The sequence below is a fragment of the Georgenia halophila genome, from assembly GCF_039541595.1.
In genome coordinates this window covers 131,492-148,227 of record NZ_BAABGN010000004.1, presented here as the reverse complement: position 1 = coordinate 148,227, position 16,736 = coordinate 131,492, and the positions used below count along the sequence as shown (strand labels likewise).

The 16,736-nt window shown below is 73.5% G+C and carries 18 protein-coding genes and 1 pseudogene; 7 read left to right on the top strand and 12 right to left on the bottom strand.

From position 1 onward, the window contains the following. Nucleotides 1–31: 31 nt before the first annotated feature. The 4 genes from ABD907_RS06160 to hisN form a co-directional block, all read right to left on the bottom strand. Nucleotides 32–3,091 carry an AAA family ATPase gene (locus ABD907_RS06160; RefSeq protein WP_345214873.1) on the bottom strand — a complete coding sequence of 1,020 codons (3,060 nt, stop codon included), beginning with the start codon at nucleotides 3,089–3,091 and terminating at the stop codon, nucleotides 32–34. Further along, nucleotides 3,091–4,302 carry an exonuclease SbcCD subunit D gene (locus ABD907_RS06155; RefSeq protein ID WP_345214872.1) on the bottom strand — a complete coding sequence of 404 codons (1,212 nt, stop codon included), beginning with the start codon at nucleotides 4,300–4,302 and terminating at the stop codon, nucleotides 3,091–3,093. Before ABD907_RS06155 ends, ABD907_RS06160 begins: the two co-directional genes overlap by 1 nt. Before the next feature lie 61 nt (nucleotides 4,303–4,363). Then, nucleotides 4,364–4,768 (bottom strand): DnaJ family domain-containing protein, encoded by a 405-nt coding sequence (locus ABD907_RS06150; protein WP_345214871.1) that lies wholly within the window; start codon nucleotides 4,766–4,768, stop codon nucleotides 4,364–4,366. Between the two features lie 66 nt (nucleotides 4,769–4,834). After that, nucleotides 4,835–5,641: a histidinol-phosphatase gene (gene hisN, locus ABD907_RS06145; protein ID WP_345214870.1), complete on the bottom strand. Its 807-nt coding sequence runs from the start codon at nucleotides 5,639–5,641 to the stop codon at nucleotides 4,835–4,837. Nucleotides 5,642–5,764: 123 nt separating this feature from the next. On the opposite strand from hisN, the gene ABD907_RS06140 reads away from it, so the two are divergent. Continuing rightward, nucleotides 5,765–6,946, top strand: a complete 1,182-nt coding sequence (locus ABD907_RS06140; protein WP_345214869.1) for an NAD(P)-dependent alcohol dehydrogenase — start codon at nucleotides 5,765–5,767, stop codon at nucleotides 6,944–6,946. 22 nt (nucleotides 6,947–6,968) lie between these two features. Here the strand turns inward: ABD907_RS06140 and rsgA are convergent, their stop codons facing one another. From rsgA to ABD907_RS06125, 3 genes are read right to left on the bottom strand one after another with little or no spacing between them, the layout of a single operon-like run. Beyond that, on the bottom strand, nucleotides 6,969–7,997 hold the full coding sequence (gene rsgA / locus ABD907_RS06135) for a ribosome small subunit-dependent GTPase A (protein WP_345214868.1): 1,029 nt from the start codon (nucleotides 7,995–7,997) through the stop codon (nucleotides 6,969–6,971). Further along, nucleotides 7,990–9,333: a 3-phosphoshikimate 1-carboxyvinyltransferase gene (gene aroA / locus ABD907_RS06130; protein WP_345215409.1), complete on the bottom strand. Its 1,344-nt coding sequence runs from the start codon at nucleotides 9,331–9,333 to the stop codon at nucleotides 7,990–7,992. Before aroA ends, rsgA begins: the two co-directional genes overlap by 8 nt. A 20-nt stretch (nucleotides 9,334–9,353) precedes the next feature. Then, nucleotides 9,354–9,851, bottom strand: coding sequence for a DoxX family protein (locus tag ABD907_RS06125; protein ID WP_345214867.1), 498 nt, complete (start codon nucleotides 9,849–9,851; stop codon nucleotides 9,354–9,356). Between the two features lie 172 nt (nucleotides 9,852–10,023). Between ABD907_RS06125 and ABD907_RS06120 the strand changes: the two genes are divergently transcribed. Together ABD907_RS06120 and rsrA are read left to right on the top strand one after the other, a co-directional pair. Further along, nucleotides 10,024–10,647, top strand: coding sequence for a sigma-70 family RNA polymerase sigma factor (locus tag ABD907_RS06120; RefSeq protein ID WP_486334042.1), 624 nt, complete (start codon nucleotides 10,024–10,026; stop codon nucleotides 10,645–10,647). Nucleotides 10,648–10,732: 85 nt separating this feature from the next. Beyond that, a complete protein-coding gene (rsrA, locus tag ABD907_RS06115; protein WP_345214865.1) occupies nucleotides 10,733–11,059 on the top strand; it encodes a mycothiol system anti-sigma-R factor in 327 nt (108 codons plus the stop codon). Here the strand turns inward: rsrA and ABD907_RS06110 are convergent. Then, nucleotides 11,003–11,734: a phosphatase PAP2 family protein gene (locus ABD907_RS06110; RefSeq protein ID WP_345214864.1), complete on the bottom strand. Its 732-nt coding sequence runs from the start codon at nucleotides 11,732–11,734 to the stop codon at nucleotides 11,003–11,005. The two genes, rsrA and ABD907_RS06110, sit on opposite strands and share 57 nt — an antisense overlap. 212 nt (nucleotides 11,735–11,946) lie before the next feature. Between ABD907_RS06110 and ABD907_RS21080 the strand changes: the two genes are divergently transcribed. The 4 genes from ABD907_RS21080 (at nucleotide 11,947) to ABD907_RS06095 (ending at nucleotide 14,301) form a co-directional block, all read left to right on the top strand. Next, a complete protein-coding gene (locus ABD907_RS21080; protein ID WP_425555695.1) occupies nucleotides 11,947–12,024 on the top strand; it encodes a 50S ribosomal protein bL37 in 78 nt (25 codons plus the stop codon). Nucleotides 12,025–12,099: 75 nt separating this feature from the next. Continuing rightward, the gene (locus tag ABD907_RS06105) at nucleotides 12,100–12,912 is read left to right on the top strand and encodes a DUF4097 family beta strand repeat-containing protein (RefSeq protein ID WP_345214863.1); all 813 of its coding nucleotides are present in this window, start codon (nucleotides 12,100–12,102) and stop codon (nucleotides 12,910–12,912) included. Nucleotides 12,913–12,919: 7 nt separating this feature from the next. Next, nucleotides 12,920–13,849: a DUF6457 domain-containing protein gene (locus ABD907_RS06100; protein WP_345214862.1), complete on the top strand. Its 930-nt coding sequence runs from the start codon at nucleotides 12,920–12,922 to the stop codon at nucleotides 13,847–13,849. After that, nucleotides 13,846–14,301, top strand: coding sequence for a molybdenum cofactor biosynthesis protein MoaE (locus ABD907_RS06095; RefSeq protein ID WP_345214861.1), 456 nt, complete (start codon nucleotides 13,846–13,848; stop codon nucleotides 14,299–14,301). The genes ABD907_RS06100 and ABD907_RS06095 overlap by 4 nt, the downstream gene beginning before the upstream one ends. A 22-nt stretch (nucleotides 14,302–14,323) precedes the next feature. On the opposite strand, the gene ABD907_RS06090 is transcribed toward ABD907_RS06095, so the two are convergent. The 4 genes and pseudogenes from ABD907_RS06090 to ABD907_RS06075 all read right to left on the bottom strand — a co-directional run. Beyond that, nucleotides 14,324–14,803, bottom strand: coding sequence for an SRPBCC family protein (locus tag ABD907_RS06090; protein ID WP_345214860.1), 480 nt, complete (start codon nucleotides 14,801–14,803; stop codon nucleotides 14,324–14,326). Further along, nucleotides 14,800–15,144: an ArsR/SmtB family transcription factor gene (locus ABD907_RS06085; protein ID WP_345214859.1), complete on the bottom strand. Its 345-nt coding sequence runs from the start codon at nucleotides 15,142–15,144 to the stop codon at nucleotides 14,800–14,802. The genes ABD907_RS06090 and ABD907_RS06085 overlap by 4 nt, the downstream gene beginning before the upstream one ends. Nucleotides 15,145–15,312: 168 nt before the next feature. Next, nucleotides 15,313–15,969 carry a response regulator gene (locus ABD907_RS06080; RefSeq protein WP_345214858.1) on the bottom strand — a complete coding sequence of 219 codons (657 nt, stop codon included), beginning with the start codon at nucleotides 15,967–15,969 and terminating at the stop codon, nucleotides 15,313–15,315. Then, nucleotides 15,966–16,691 (bottom strand): annotated as a pseudogene (locus tag ABD907_RS06075) (sensor histidine kinase); the annotation flags it as partial. The pseudogene ABD907_RS06075 and the gene ABD907_RS06080, both read right to left, overlap by 4 nt. Between the last annotated feature and the right edge of the window lie 45 nt (nucleotides 16,692–16,736).

Genomic DNA, 16,736 nt, shown 5'->3' with positions numbered 1-16,736 from the left:
GCTGATCGCCTCGAGCAGCACCTCGCTGCGCTCAGTGGCGGAGAGCCAGCGTGGAGGCGCCCGACGGATGTCGCCGGACCGAGACCCGCTCGGGGATGCGGTCCTTCATCTCGGAGACGTGCGAGACGACCCCGACGGCGCGGCCGCCCTCCCGCAGGCGGCCGAGCTCCTTCATGACCGCGTCGAGCGTCTCGGGGTCCAGGGAGCCGAAGCCCTCGTCGACGAACAGCGTGCCGAGCTCGATGCCGCCGGCCTCGGACCGGACGACGTCCGCGAGGCCGAGCGCCAGGCACAGCGAGACGTAGAAGGTCTCCCCGCCCGAGAGCGTGTGGGGGTCGCGGGGCGTCTCGGTGACGTGGTCGCGGACCCGTAGCCCGAGTCCGGCCTTGCGCGAGCGCTGCCCGCCCTCGCGCTCGTCGATGCGTTCGAGCGCGTACCGGCCGTCCGACATCGCGGTGAGCCGGTCGTTGGCCGCGGCGACCACGTCCTCGAACCGGCGCAGCAGCACGTAGGTCGCGAGCGTGGTGTCGAGAGTGTTGCCCTCGCCGGCCGTGGCGAGCGCGGCCGTGCGGAGCACGGGAGCCGCCCGGCGGTGCGAGCGGGCGTGGGCGTCGACGGCCGCGAGCAGCCGGTCGGTGGCCGCGCGGACCTGGCGGCACCGCAGGGCCGTCTCGCTGGCGGCGCCGGCCGCCCGGGTGAGTGCGGCACGGGCCGCCTCGTGCCTCTCCCGGGCGGCTGCGGCGGCCGGCTCCTCGGCCCCGGTGAGCTCGACGATGCCCGGCTCGCGCAGGCCTGCCGCCACCCGCGCAACCTCGGCGCGATGTGCCTCGACCCGCTCGGCCAGCGCACGCGCCTCGGTCTCGTCGAGCAGGGCCGCACGGAGGACCGAGGCGTCCTCGAGCTCTGCTTCGGCCAGGGCGGCGGTGAGGCGCTCGTCGGCGTCCTGCATTGCGAGTGCGGCGTCGTGCGCCTCCGTCGTCGCCTCCAGCAGCGTGCGGGCGGCGCGCGCACGGGCACGTACCTGCGTCGCGCGTTCCGTCACCGAGGCAGCCGGTCCCCGCGCCGCGGCGCAGCGCTTCTCGTCCTCGGCCAGGCGACGGGACTGCTCAGCGATCCGTTCGGCCCGGGTCGCGTCCGTGGTGCGGGCGTCGGCCAGCTGCGCGGCCAGACGAGTGGTCTCCGCGTCGTGGTCGGTGAGCGACTGCGCCAGCTCGGCATGCCGGACGACGGCGGCTTCTGCGGCCTCGAGCTGTTTCTCGGCGGCGGCCACGCGTTCCTGGGCCCGCTCGACGGTGAGGCCGCCGGCCGTGTCCCGGAGCGCGGCGAGCCGTTCGGTCAGGCCCGTCAACCGTGCCTGCGCCTGCGCGAGACGGGCGTCGGCCGCCTCACGGGCCGCGGTGGCACCTGCCACATCCTCGTCGGTCGCGTGCTCGTCCGTCGGTCGGGCCGGAGCGGGATGGTCGGTCCCGCCGCAGACCGCGCACGGTCGACCGGGGCTGAGCCGTTCGGCGAGGACGCCCGCCATGCCTGCGACCCAGCGGCGTCGGACGTCGTGCTCGGCGTCGAGCGCGGTGCGGGCGTCGTCGGCGGCCCGCGTCAGGTCGGCGCGAGCGATCTCCACCGGCGTCTGCGCGTCGTCGGCGTTGCGGGCCGCGTGCAGGATCTCCTGGGCTCCCCGCCGCTCGGCCAGGGCGCGCTCACGAGCGGTCCCCGCGTCGCGGTAGTGGCCGATCTCTTCCTCGATGGCCTCGCGCCGCGCGGGTCGTGCGTCGACGGTCGCGGCCAGCTCGGCGGTCCGCGCCGTCGCCTCCCGGGCCTGCGCCTCGGCGCGGGCGAGGGCGCGTGAGCGGGCGGGCAGCTCGTCCTCGACGGTGACGAGCGGGTCGAGCCCGCCGAGCGTCGTCGTCGCTTCGTCGTGGGCTCGGCGCAGCGCCTCGGGTCCGTCCACGCCCTCGAGGTCGTGCGCGGCGGCCGCGACGACGGCCTGCTCGCGGGCCGCCGCGGCGTGCGAGCGACGATCTGCCGCACGCTGGTGCGCCGCGAGCAGCGGGGCGACCGGCGCCGCACGGCGCGCGAGGTCGAGCCGGCCGGCGGCGGCCCGCACGGCCTCGGCGTCCGCGTAGAGGGCACGCTCCGCCTCGAGCAGCGCGCCCCGTCGGGTCAGCCGCGCAGCGAGGTCCCGCGCTGCATCCATCCGTTCGCGGGCTGCGGCCTCGTCGGCCTCCGCGCCGGCGCGTGTCCGGGCGGCGTCGGCGTCCCTGGCCTCCCACCGTTCCCGGGCGGCGTCGCACAGCGCGCGCAGGCGCGGGGCGTCCAGCTCGGCGGCCGCTGCGCGCAGCTCCGCGGCCGGGTCGTCGGTGCCCTGATCGTCGGTGCGCCGGCCCGGTCCCGGGGAAGCGTCCACCTGGTCCGTGGCGCCCGTCGAGGCGGCGGCCACCACCGCCTCGGCGGCGGACCCGACGTCCCGGGCCGCGCCGTCGACGCCGGAGCGGACCTCACGGGCCATCTCGGCCAGCCGCTGCTGCAGCCGGTCGTAGATCTCGGTGCCGAACACCTCCTGCAGCACGGCACGCCGGTCCTCGGGCCGGGCGTGCAGGAAGGAGGCGAACTGTCCCTGCGGCAGCACCACCGTCTGGGTGAACTGGGCGCGGTCGAGCACCACGATGCGCCCCAGCTCGTCACCGACCTCCTGGACGTGGGCGGAGACCGCGACCCCGTCGTCGTGCGCGTCGACGAGCCGCCACAGCTTGGCGCGCGCGTTCTGCACGGTGACGCCGTCGCCGCGGCGCTTCGGGCGCGTGAACTTCGGGGAGCGCCACACCCGGAACGTCCCCGCGCCGGTGGAGAAGACAAGCTCGACGAACGGCTCCACACGCGGCTCGGCGTGGTCGGAGTGCAGGCGGTCGTCCGAGGAGTCGCCCGACATCGTGCCGTAGAGGGCGAACACCACCGCGTCGATCAGGGTGGTCTTCCCCGCACCGGTGGGGCCCTCGAGCAGGAAGAGCCCGCCGGCGGAGAGCTCGTCGAAGTCGATCGTGTGCCGGCCCGGGAAGGGGCCGATGGCCTCCAGCGTGAGCCGGTGGATGCGCATCAGGCGCTCCGCTCCGCGGCCAGGACGGACTCGTACGCCTCCCTGAGGACGGCGACCTCGGCGTCGTCCGCAGGCCGGCCGCCGACCGCCCGCAGGAACGCAGCAGCCACTTCCAGCGGATCCTGCGTCCCGGACGGTCCGGCGGTGCTGCCGGCCGGTGCTCCGGGAACCTCTGCGGGGGCGTGCCGCAGCACGAGGGCGTGCGGGAACCGGCGCGAGATCTGCGCCCACAGCTGCTCGGGACGGACGGGGTCGGTCACGGTGACCCGGAGCCAGTGGTCGGTCAGGTGGTCGAACCGGCGTCCGAGCAGATCGGCCAGCGGGGCCGTGGCGTCCGCGAGCGGGCGCGGGACGGGCGCCTCGAGGAGCCGGACGTGAGCCACGCCGTCGGGGCCGAGATCGACCAGCGCCGTGGACTTGCGATGACGGGCCTCGGAGAAGGAGAAGGCCAGCGGGCTGCCCGCGTACCGCATGACCGGGTCGATCCCTTCGCGGCCGACCCGCTGCGGGCCGTGCAGGTGGCCCAGAGCGACGTAGTCCAGCCCCGCGTCGGCGAACACGCCCGACGGCACCTGGTCGACCCCGCCGACGCGGATGTCGCGCTCGGACTCGCTGGCGGCGCCGCCGGTGACGAAGGTGTGCGCGAGCAGGACGGCCGGCACCCGAGCGCCCGCGGCGTTCCTGCGCGCCAGATCGGCCCGGACCCGACGTAGTGCCGCCGCGGTGACGGCCTGGTGCGACCGGGCCGGCACTACGGTCCCTGCCTCACCGTCATCACCCGGCTCGGCCAGCTCGGTGCGCGCCATGTCGGGATCGAGGTAGGGCAGGGCGTAGACGCGGGCCCCGAGACCGCCGTCGGCGTCGGGGAGCTCGACCGGCTCCGCGATACCGCGCACCCGGGTCCGCACGACGAGCCGGTCGCGGAACAGCCCGGACGCGAACCCCAGGCGGGTCGCCGAGTCGTGGTTGCCGGGGGTGAGGACCACCCTGGTGTGCTCGGTCAGCCGGGCTAGGGCCTCGGAGAGCAGCGTTACGGAGTCCGCGGGCGGGATCGCTCGGTCGTAGACGTCGCCCGCCACGACCACAGCGTCGATCCGCTCGGACCGCACGACCTCGAGCAGGTGGTCCAGGTAGGCGCCGTGATGATCGGTCAGGTCCACACCGTGCAGGGTCCGGCCAAGGTGCCAGTCCGAGGTATGGAGGATGCGCATGCCTCGGACGGTATCCGCGGGTTGTGACACGCGTGCGGACCCCCGCCGGGGCGTCCGGGGATCAGCTCCGGCGCCCGTCCCGCCAGGCGGCCACGATCATGTCCGGATCGGCGGGCGCGACCGGGACGACCGGCCCGCTCGGCGTGCGGATCCAGTCCGCCACCCGCCGGTTGACCTCCCGGACGGCGTCGCGGACGGCCTCCTCGGTGGGCAGGTCGCGGACGGTCTCGGGAAGGTCGGCGACCTCCTTGCGCAGCTGCAGCGCCGGCGGCAGCAGGACGTCGGCCGGCAGGTCCTCGTCGCGGATCTTCTGCCGGATCCACCAGTTCTCGTCGTTGGTGTCGGTGTCCGGCAGCGGCTTCCCGGCGCCGGGCAGGTTGTCGAACTCGCCGCGCTCGGTGGCGGCGCGGATGAGCTCGTCGACCCAGTTGCCGACGGGGACGCCCGGTGGCTTGCGCTCGGTCACGCCAGCAAGTCTGCCAGTAGCCTGCGGGCGCCCGCACCGGGCTGCCGGCCGCGTGCGCGGCCGCGCTCAGTCCTGCTGGGCGGCGAGCGTCTCGAGCACTTCGTCGTGCAGCAGCCCGTTGGTCGCCACGGCGGTGCCGCCCCACGGCCCGTGCACGCCGTCGAGGCCGGTGAAGCGCCCACCGGCCTCGGTGACGATCGGGACGAGCGCCGCCATGTCGTAGACCTCGAGCTCCGGCTCGCAGGCGACGTCCACCGCCCCCTCCGCCACCAGCATGTAGGACCAGAAGTCTCCGTACGCCCGGGTGCGCCACACGCGCTGCGCCAGGTCGAGGAAGGAGCGCAGCGATCCGCGCTCGGCCCAGCCACCGAGGCTGGAGTAGCTCAGGGAGGCGTCGTCGAGGTCCGAGACCCCGGATACGCTGAGCTGACGCGCCGCCGAGAGCGAGCGTCCGGTCCAGGCCCCCGAGCCCTGGGCCGCCCACCACCGCCGGTTCAGCGCCGGCGCCGAGACGACGCCGAGGACCACCTCACCGTCCTCGACGAGCCCGACCAGCGTGGCCCACACCGGCACGCCGCGGACGAAGTTCTTCGTCCCGTCGATCGGGTCGATCACCCATTGCCGGGGAGAGTGGCCCGTGCTGCCGAACTCCTCGCCGAGCACCGAGTCGCGCGGCCGCGTGCGGGAGAGCTGGCTGCGCACGATCTCCTCCGCGCTGCGGTCGGCGTCGGAGACCGGACTGAGATCCGGCTTGGTCTCGACGTGGAGGTCCTGAGCCCCGAACCGGCTCATGGTCTGGCCGTCGACCTGGTCGGCGATCACGTGGGCGAGTCGCAGGTCGTCGGTGTAGCGGCTCGCACCTTGCACAGTCATGTTCGGCAACCTATCGCGGCCCCGCCGGACCCCGGTGGTGCCGCACCGCGAGACTCCGGTCCCGGTCCGTGGACGTTGATAGCGTGCCGGAAGTCGGACATCCCTCACCGAGGAGGCAGACCAGTGACGAAGAGCAGGGCCGCCGTCGTCGAGGAGCGGGACGCGGCGTTCAGCTACCGGGACATCGAGATCGACGAGCCCGGACCGGGCGAGATCCTCGTGCGGGTCGTCGCCACCGGGGTGTGCCACACCGACGAGATCACCCGGCACGGCGACATGCCGATGCCCGTCCCGGCCGTCCTCGGGCACGAGGGCGCCGGCGTCGTCGAAGCGGTTGGCGACGACGTCACGAGCCCTGCCGTCGGGGACCGCGTGGTCCTCGGTTGGCCGTTCTGCGGACAGTGCGAGCACTGCAAGGACGGCGAGCACCGGTACTGCGCGAGGCTCGGCGAGGCGGTGGCCGGCGGATTCCGGCTCCTCGGCCCACGGGCTGGGCAGAGCGCCTACCGCACGGCCGACGGGTCACCGCTGCACGGACACTTCTTCGGACAGTCCTCCTTCGCCACCTACTCGCTCGCGCTCGCGAGCTCTGCCGTCTCCGTCCCCGACGACATCCCCCTCGACATCGCCGGGCCGCTCGCCTGCGGCATCTCGACCGGCGCGGGAGCCGTCCTCAACACCGCTCGACCGGGGTGCGGCGACAGCGTCGTGGTCTACGGCGCGGGCGCCGTCGGACTCGCGGCCGTCATGGCGGCCACCAACACGCCGGCGACGACGATCGTGGCCGTGGACAAGCACCCCTCCCGCCTGCAGCTCGCCCGCGAGCTCGGCGCCACGCACGTCGTCGACGCGGCCGTGGAGCCCGACGTCGTCGAGACGGTGCGTGACCTGTGCGGCGGGCCCGCGGACTTCGCGCTCGAGTGCACCGGCGTGATCGCCGTCGTCGAGCAGGCGGTCGCCACCGTCGGCATGCTCGGGACCTGCCTCCTCGTCGGTGGCGCACCGGCCGGCGCCAGCTTCGAGGTGGACCACCTCACCACGATGTGGGGCAAGCGGATCGTCGGTGTGCTCGGTGGCGGCGGCCGCAGCGACCGCCTCGTCCCGACCCTGTTCGCGCTCTACCGCCAGGGCCGCTTCCCGTTCGACCGGCTCATCTCCTACTTCGACTTCGACGACGTCGAGAGGGCCCTCGAGTCCAGCCACCGCGGTGAGGCGATCAAGCCCGTGCTGCGGGTGCGGCCGGAGGAGGGCGGTCCGGCGGAACCCGTGCCGGAGGCCGACACCGGCGTCGTCGGCATCGCCTGACCGGTCCTCGCCGGCCGGTGCGTCAGGACGGTTCGGTCGAACGGGACGCCAGGAGCCGCCGGAACGACGCGAGCCTGGCCTCGCCTGCTGCTCCGGCGCCGCCTGCGGTGACCCACTCGTCGAGGGCGCAGTCCGGCGCGTCCTCGGTGTGCGTACACCCGCGCGGGCACTCCTCTGCCACGGCGGCGAGGTCGTCGAAGGCCGCAAGCAGGTCCGCCACCCCCACGTGCTGGAGCCCGAACGAACGCACTCCAGGCGTGTCGATCGCCCAGCCGCCGTCCGGCAGGGCCAGGGCGACGGCGCTCGAGGAGGTGTGCCGGCCACGGCCGGTGACGGCGTTGACCTCGCCGGTCGCCCGACCCGCGTCCGGCACGAGCGCGTTGACCAGCGTCGACTTGCCGACGCCGGAGTGCCCTACCAGCACCGACGTCCGCCCCGTCAGCCGGTCGCGCACCGCATCGAGGCCCTGCACCCGCCCGTCGACGACGGAGGTCACCACGGCCGGGACCTCGAGCGCCGCGTAGCGCTCGAGGAACGGTCCGGGGTCGTCGAGGTCCGCCTTGGTCAGGCACAGGACGGGTTCCATCCCGGCGTCGTAGGCGGCCACGAGGCAGCGGTCCACCATGCGCGGGCGAGGTTCCGGGTCGGCGACCGAGGTGACGATCAGCAGCTGGTCGGCGTTTGCGACGATCACCTTCTCGGTGCCCGCGGCGTCGCTGTCCTCGGACGAGCGGCGCAGCACCGAGGTACGCGCGGCGACCTTGACGATGCGGGCCATGGTGTCCTCCTGCCCGGACACGTCCCCGACGACGCCGACCCGGTCGCCGACGACGACGGCGCCACGTTCCCCGCCGCCCAGCTCGCGGGCCTTGATGGCGACCACGGGAGTCCCGTCGTCGGTGATCAGGTGGTACCGGCCGCGGTCGACGCCGAGCACCATCGCCCGCACCGCGTCGGCGTGCTCGGGGCGGTGCTTGGTACGCGGCCGGCTGCCCCGGGGGTTCGGACGCACCCGGACCCGGGCGTCGTCCGTGCCCGTGTCGTCACGCACGCGGCCCGTCCGAGAGCATCTCGGCCCACATCCCGGGAAAGTCCGGCATCGTCTTGGCCGTGGTGGCGATGTCGACCACCTCCACGCCGGGAACTCGCAGCCCGAGGATCGCGGCGAACGTGGCCATGCGGTGGTCCGCGTAGCTCTCGACGACGCCGGCGTGCAGCGGCGCCGGCTCGATCGCGATGCCGTCGTCGGTCTCGCGGGCGCGACCCCCGAGCCGGTTGATCTCGGTCACCATCGCCGCGAGCCGGTCGGTCTCGTGGCCCCGCAGGTGAGCGATTCCGCGCAGGCGCGACGGGCTCTCGGCGAGCGCGCACAGGGCGGCGATCGTGGGTGCCAGCTCGCCGGCGTCGTGCAGGTCGGCATCGAGGCCGCTGATGCGGCCGTCGGCCGGCCCGGTGACCGACAGGACGCCGTCGCTCAGCTCGACGGCGGCGCCGAGCCGGGGGAGCAGGTCGCGCATCCGGTCGCCGGCCTGCGTGGTGGAGGTGGGCCAGCGCGGGACCCGCACGGTGCCGCCGGCGGCCACGGCCGCGGCGAGGAACGGCCCGGCGTTGGACAGGTCCGGCTCGACGACGATCCGGCCACCCAAGACCGGGCCCGGCTGGACGCGCCAACGTCCGGCGTCCGGGTCGGCCTCGACCTCGATGCCGCGTTCGCGCAGCACGTCGACCGTCATGGTGATGTGCGGCAGCGACGGCAGGGTCGCGCCGACGTGCCGCACCTCGATGCCGTCGCCGTACGCGGGGGCGGCGAGCAGCAGTGCGGAGACGAACTGACTGGAGGCGGAGGCGTCGACGTCGACCGGACCGCCGGCCAGGGAGCCGGTGCCGTGCACCGTGAGCGGCAGGACCGCCGCCCCGGCGGGGGAGGTGCCGGTCTCCACCCGGACACCGAGGGTGCGCAGCGCGTCCACGACGGGGGCAATGGGGCGTTCGCGGGCACGCTCGTCTCCGTCGATGTGGACCTCGCCGTCGGCCAGGGCCGCCAGCGCGGGGACGAACCGCATGACGGTACCGGCGAGGCCGGCGTCGACCGTGACGCCGCCGCGCAGCGGGCCCGGAATGATGCGCAGGTCTGCGCCGTCACCGGTGGGCTCCACGCCGGCGCCGAGGGCGCGGAGGGCGGCGACCATGAGCTCGCTGTCTCGTGAGCGCAGCGGCCGGACGAGCTCCGTGGGCCCGTCCGCGATCGCGGCGAGCAGCAGGTGCCGGTTGGTCAGGGACTTCGATCCCGGTACGTCGACGAGGGCGTCGAGGGGGCCCGCTGCGGCGGGCGCCGGCCAAGGCGTGGCGGGCGTGGCGGGTGACGTCGTGCCGAGCGAGGCGTTCAGTTCGGGTACCGGTCCTTCTGTCAGTCCTTGTACCGGCTCTTGGCCCGGTTCTTGACCTCACGGATCTTCGCACGGTGCTGGCGTGCGTTCTTCATCCGCCACGACCAGGACGGCAGCCCGGCCAGGTCACCGGCCGCGAGGAGCGCACCGCCGCACAGCCCGACACCCTTGAGCAGGCCGGACACGTACCCCGAGCGCTCGTCGTCGCTGCCGGCCTGCCAGACGGGGTTCTTCGCCACCGTGGCCGGCAGGCCGACCACGACCAGGGTCAGGGCCGCCGACCGCGGGCTCCGGCTGGTGGCCAGCAGCAGGCCGGAGACCGCGGTGACGGCGCCGGACGCGCGGACGAGCAGGGTCGGGTCCGTGAGGAAGCTGCGCGGTACGCCGGCCCGCTCCAGGGCAGGCTGGACGTTGCGGACCTTCTCCACGTGGCCCTCCGGGTGCAGAACGGCATCGACGCCGTCTGCGACGAACGGGGCGGCGATCATCGGGCGCGCGAGCAGACGGAGGATCTTCATGGCTCATTGCTACCGCACAACGGCGTCGCCTGCGACCCCTCGCACACATCGGGTCCGGAATGCCCGGGCCGCGTGGGTGGTTGTGACGGACGTGATGACTGCTGTTCTTCGACCGACGACCCCGACTGTGGCCTCCGCACGCGTCCCGGAGACGCCGGCGCTAGGCTCGTGGATGATGACGGACAGCCACGAGGGTGACCTCGACCGCGCCCCGGGCGGTGAGAGCGACGCCGCACGGGCAGAACGATTCGAGCGCGAGGCGCTGCCGTACCTGGACCAGCTCTACGGGGCGGCCATGCGCATGACGCGCAACCCCACCGACGCCGAGGACCTCGTCCAGGAGACGTTCGCCAAGGCCTACGCGTCCTTCCATCAGTACAGGCCGGGCACGAACCTCAAGGCCTGGCTCTACCGGATCCTGACCAACACCTTCATCAACTCCTACCGCAAGAAGCAGCGCGAGCCCCAGCAGTCCGACGCCGAGCAGGTGGAGGACTGGCAGATCCACCGGGCGGCGTCCCACACCTCGACGGGCCTGCGCTCGGCGGAGGCCGAGGCGATGGACCTGCTGCCCGACTCGGACATCCGGGACGCCCTGGGCGAGCTGCCCGAGGACTTCCGGATCGCCGTGTACCTCGCGGACGTGGAGGGCTTCGCCTACAAGGAGATCGCGGATATCATGGGTACCCCGATCGGGACGGTGATGTCCCGGCTGCACCGCGGGCGTCGACAGCTGCGTGAGCTCCTCGTGGACCACGCGCGAGAGTTCGGCATCCGGACGGAGGCCAAAGCATGAGCGCGAGGAGCCCCCGCGGAGGGACGCCGAGGGACGAGGTGTGCCGGAGCGAGGCACCGCAGGGCTCGTGCGAGAGGAGCAAGGCGTGAACGCCGAGCAGGCCGAGGACCACCTCGCCGAGCGGGCGGAGCGTGCCGTGCGCGAGCGCGCCGGCCAGCAGGGCCCCTGCAGCTGCGACGAGCTCCTCGAGCACCTCTTCGAGTTCCTCGACGCCGAGCTGGACGAGGGCCAGGAGGCCCGGCTGCGGCGCCACGCCGCCGAGTGCCCGACGTGCACAGAGGCCACGGACGCCGAGCAGCACATTCGTGAGCTGGTTCGTCGCTCCTGCCTCGAGGTGGCGCCGAGCTCGCTGAAGCTACGGGTGCGATCTCAGCTGTCGGTCCTCAAGGTCACCCGGGTCCAGGTCGACTGACGACGGGTCCCACCGCCGGAGCAGCGACGGGATGAGGCGCCGGTCCGCGCGCAGCACCAGGTGCAGCAGGATGCCGCCGACGAGCACGCCCGCGGGCAGGTCGGTGGTCCAGTGCCAGCCGAGCAGATACGCGACCACCACGGACTGCACAGTGATCAGGCCGACGCCGGCCCGGATCCACCGGGTCGCCCGAGGACTCGGTCGGCAGTACCGGATGATCAGGTACGCCGCGGCCCCGTAGAACAGGATGGCCTCCGCGGAGTGGCCGGACGGGTAGCTCGTCCGCCAGCCGCCGTCGAGGAGCCCCCAGTGCCAGTGGAAGAACTGCGCGTTGCCGAGCTCGGGGGAGGGGCGTGCGAACAGCAGCTTCAACGGCCCGACGCCGCCCAGGAAGGCCACCTCGGTGGCCGCCGCGACCAGGATCGGCCGCCACGTCCGGTAGCGGCGCGCCAGCACGACGGCGACGATCACCAGCACGGGCAGGCATACGGCCTGGCCGGTGAGGCGGTCGAGGACCTGCTGGAGGATCCACTCGACCCAGTCCGGGTACGTGCGCACCCAGAACCCGTGCAGATCCGCCTCGAGGGGACGCAGTGGACGCAGCGACAGCAGGGTCAGCACCACGAACGCCACGACGAGCGAGGGCAGGGAGACCGCTCGCTGCAGGGCACGCACGTGACGAAACAGTAGACGCACAACCGTGTCGCTGCGCCAGCTCGACACGGGGTTCCGGACGGAGTGTGAGGTGTATCGCGTACCGGATGAAGAGGCGGCCAAGCAGTGGTCAAGACTGTGGCATGTGCGGCACGTGCGGGATGTCAAGGCTGTGGCACGTGTGGGACCATGTCCCCGTCGCCGCACCAGCGGCGAGAAGCGTGGAGACAAAGATGAGCAAGCGCGGACGCAAGCGTCGTGCCCGCAAGGGCAGACCACAGAACCACGGCAAGCGCCCCAACGCGGGCTGAGCGTCGAGGGTCGGTCGCGTCGGACCGTGGCCGTCACCGAGTAGGGACACCCCTGGACGCGTAGGGTTCGGTGCCATGGCCACCCGATCCTGGATCGTTTCCGGACCGTCCCAGCACCAGCTCGACGGTGTCACCCGGCTGCGGGTCCAGCTCGTCGCCGGCTCGGTCGACGTGCGGACCCACGACGACCCGCACGTGTGGGTCGACGTCACCGACCTGCGCGGTAACCCGCTGGAACTCACCGTCGAGAACGGGCGCCTCACCGTCGGCTACCCCTCGATCGGCTGGGACGGCTGGGTCAAGCGCCTGCGCTCCTACAGCTCCTCGGACTCCGCCCGGCTGACCGTACGCGTGCCGAGGGGCACCGCTGTGACGGCCGCGACGGCGAGCGCGGACGCCTACGTGGCGGACCTCGCCGAGGACATCCACCTCAACACGGCCACCGGTGCTCTTGTCGTCACCGGCTCCCGCGGAGCAGCCTCCCTCCGCTCCGCCTCCAGCGACATCACGGTCTCCGGGCACGACGGACCGGTCACGGCGACAACTGCTGCGGGCCGCGTCAGCCTGGGTGGTGATCTGCCACGCGCCGACGTGAACTCCGTGTCGGGCTTCGTCGAGGTCCGCAGCACCGCGCAGACGTCGAAGGTCGGCGTCGGCACGGTCTCCGGCGACATGCTCGTGGCCCTCCCGGCGGGGACCGGCGTCTCGCTCACCGCCCGCAGCCTGACCGGCGCGGTCCGCCTCGACGGCGCGGACCGCAAGGCCTCCGGCTTCGGTGCGACAACCCTCGAGGACCGCACGGACGGCGGCATCTGCTTTCTCACCTCGCGCTCCGTCTCCGGCAGCCTTGATGTCACTCGCACGCCGACCGCCCTGCCCGGCACATGAGGGTCCGATGAGCGACCACGGACGCCTGGCGCCCGTGGAGGGCGCCGGGGAGGACACCGCGGCCGGATTCCAGGCGCAGCTGGTTCAGGCGGCGCGCGATCGGGCCGGCAGCTGGGACGCGGTCGCCGATGTCCTGTCCCCGCCGGACGAGTCGACGACCGAACGACTGCGTAGCGGCGCGACCGCCACGGCATGGCGCCTGGCGGCCCGGTGGCTCGAGGCCGACGCGGAGCTGTTCACCACCGACCTGATGAGCCTCGACGTCTACGCGCGTGCCGCCCGCCGCCGCCGCGCCGAGGACGACCTCGACGCCCTGCGCGCCGACCACCTCCAGCTCGTCGCACCCGCAGGCGACCTGGTGACGCCCGCGCGCGACGTCGCGGACCTGTGCCGTCAGGAGGCGGAGGCATGGGCGACCGGTGACGCCCCCGGCGCCCGGTCCCTGCGTGCTCGCGAACGGGAGCACCTCACCGAGCGCCTGGTCCCGGTGCTGCCCGGGGTCGGGCGCCTGCTGGCCAACGAGGCGAGCGCGACGGTCCTGCGCACCGTCGGCCGGCTGGTGCTGGCGGTGCTGTCGGTGGAGAGTGGGACGGACTACCACCGTGAGGTCCGCGAACCCGAGGCGGAGGGGCGAGAACGAGCCGTGGCCGAAGACCGTGACCGAGGCGACGAGACCCGCAAGATGGCGGCGATGAACACCTGGCTCGACGAGGTTTGCGCCGAGCTGGGCGTCGACCGGGACATCATGACGGCGTCCACCCCGGACCTGCTGCGGCTGGTCGGCCAGGTGGCCCACGGGCCCAGCCGGCCGGGCGCCCCGCTGACCGCCTTCCTTGTCGGGCTGGCAGCCGGCTCGGCCGGCGGCGGGAGCGATGCCGTCACCGACCGCGCCGAGGCGGTCGCCCGTCTCGTGGCTCGCCGGGAGGGCCGGTCGTGAACGAGCCGAGCGAGCGGCTCGGTGCGCCGGCCCGGCGCATCGCTCTCGCCGCGGTCCGCGACAAGGACATCGACGTCCTCGAGTGCGCGGAGGCCGTCGCCGACGAGGCTGCTGGTGCTGTCGTCACGTTCGGGGGCGTGGTGCGCAACCACGACGCCGGACGCGGCGTCACCGGGATCGAGTACGTGGCCCACCCGGCGGCGGACGCGGTCGTGCGGCAGGTGGCGTCGGACGTCGCCGTGCAGTTCCCGATCGACGCGATCGCCGTCCTGCACCGGGTGGGCACGCTGAAGGTGGGTGAGGTCGCGCTCGCGGCCGCGGTCTCGGCCGCGCACCGCGCCGAGGCGTTCGAGGCGACGGCGGAGCTGGTCGAGGAGGTCAAGCGCCGCCTGCCGGTGTGGAAACGCCAGGTCTTCCCCGACGGATCGCACGAGTGGAGCGGCAGCAGCTGACTGCGCTCCCCGCTCAGGCGGCTCAGGCCCCGGCGGCGGCCGCGAACCGCTGCAGGTAGAGCGGCCACCCGCCGTCGGCGTCCACGTTCGAGCGCTCGGACTCCCAGCCCGGTCCGTGACGGTCCAGGTGGCGGTGCTCGAGCGCCACGAGCGTGCGTGCGTCGCCGTCCGGGAGGAACTGCAGCTCGACCTCGCTGGTCCTCTCCGGGTCGGTCTCGACCTGCCACTCCGGGGTGATGTCCCAGCTGAAGACGAGCCGGTGCGGGGGGTCGAGCACCAGGACCCGTCCCCAGCGGCACACGGAGCCGTCCTCGGCCCGGTCGTAGACGGACCCGCCGACGAACGTCTCGAAGACCGTCTCGACGATCGGGCTGGCGAGCAGGTTGTGCTCGCGCGGCTTGATCTTGTCGAACTGCTCGGTGAAGACCCGGAACGCCGTCTCGACCGGGACGTCGACCACGATCTCGTGCCGGACGGACCTGCTGGTGGGCGTGGTACTCATCGTGTCTGCTCCTTCTCGTGGTGGTTCGCGGGCGGGTGGTGGTTCGTCGCGGGCTGCTGCTCCGCGAGAGCCTTGAGGTTGCTGAGCGCCTGGCCCCAGAACCGGTCGAGGTCTGCCTGCAGCGCTCGCAGACCGGCGGCGTCCACCTCGTAGATGTGGCGGGTGCCCGCCGTCCGGGCCTCGACCAGCGCGGCCTGGCGGAGCACCCGAAGGTGCTGCGAGACGGCCGGCCGGCTGATCGGCAGCTCTGCCGCCAGCTCGGAGACCGAGCTCGGCCGCTCGGTCAGGCGCTGGAAGATCCGCCGTCGGCTCGGGTCGCCGAGGGCGGTCCAGGGATCCACAGCGTTAGTGTCCACTTACGGTAAGTTAGCGCTTACGCGACATGTTGGCAAGGGGCGGTCGGAGCAGCGATGGCTACTGCTGGGACCGAGGGCCACAGTTGTGCCTGTAGCCCTCGGCGCGAGGAGTAGCCGTCACAGGCATGAGGGCGACCCGTATGCCGTAGCGGATCAGGTGCGTCCGGAGACCAGCCCTGTCTGGTACGCGATCACCACGAGCTGTGCGCGGTCGCGTGCCCCGAGCTTGGTCATCGCCCGGCTGACGTGGGTCTTGGCGGTCGTCGGGCTGACCACCATCCGCTCGGCGATCTCGTCGTTGCTGAGCCCGTGCGCCACGAGAGCCGTGGTCTCGAGCTCGCGCGGGGTCAGGGCGTCCAGGCCGGCACTGCCCGTGAGATCGGGCGGGCGGGCGACGAACTCGCTGATCAGGCGACGCGTGACAGCGGGGGACAGCAGGGCATCCCCGCGCACCGCCACCCGGAGCGCCTGCACCAGGTCGGCCGGCTCGGTGTCCTTGAGCAGGAAACCCGCGGCTCCCGCGCGCAGCGCGTTGAACACGTACTCGTCGAGACCGTAGTTCGTCAGCACGACGACCTGCACGGTCTCGAGGCGGTCGTCCGTGGCGATCTGCCGCGTGGCCTCGATGCCGTCCATGATCGGCATCTGGACGTCCATCAGCACGATGTCAGGCCGGTGCTCGACGGCGAGGCGCACGCCCTCCTGCCCGTCGGCGCCCTCCGCGACGACCTCGACATCCTCGGCCTCGAGGAGCGCCCGGATGCCCGAGCGGATCAGCGCCTGGTCGTCGACCAGGACCACACGGATCACGAGGCGCCGCCGGGCAGCTCGGCCCGCACACCGAACCCACCGGTGGCTCGCGGCTCGGCACGCAGCCGCCCGCCGAGCGCCGTCACCCGCTCGCGCATCCCGATGAGGCCGAGCCCGGGCACGGGTGCCCCGCGCAGCAGCGGACCGTCATTGTCCACCTGGACGACCAGACCGCCCGGGCGGTGGTCCACGTGCACGGTCACCGGAACAGGGCCCGCGTGGCGTCGCACGTTCGTCAGCGACTCCTGCACGATCCGGAACGCGGCGGCATCCACTTCCGCGGGCAGCGGCACCGGTGTGCCCGCGACCGTCAGGTCGACGGCGAGCCCGGCGTCGCGGGCCCGTTCCACCAGGTGCGGCAGCCGGTCCAGACCGCCGCTCGGCCTGTCGTCCTCGCGCAGGGCACTGAGGGTGTCTCGCAGCTCGCGGGACGCCTCCGCGCTGGCCTCCTGGATCGCGTGGAGCGCCGGGGAGACCTCCTCACCGCGCTTGGTGGCCAGGTGCGACGCGACACCGGCCTGGACCTTGATGACCGAGATGCTGTGGGTCAGGGAGTCGTGCAGCTCGCGGGCGATGCGCAGACGCTCCTCGACGGCGCGCCGCCGCGCGGCCTCCTCGCGGGTGCGCTCCGCTTCCCCGGCACGTGCCTCGACCTCCCGGACGTAGCCCTGCCACTGGACGAACGCCACGGTCGCCGCCATGGCGGACGCCAGCCAACCCAACGCGTAGAAGCGGCGCCATCCGCGGTCGGTTCGCATGTCCTGAGA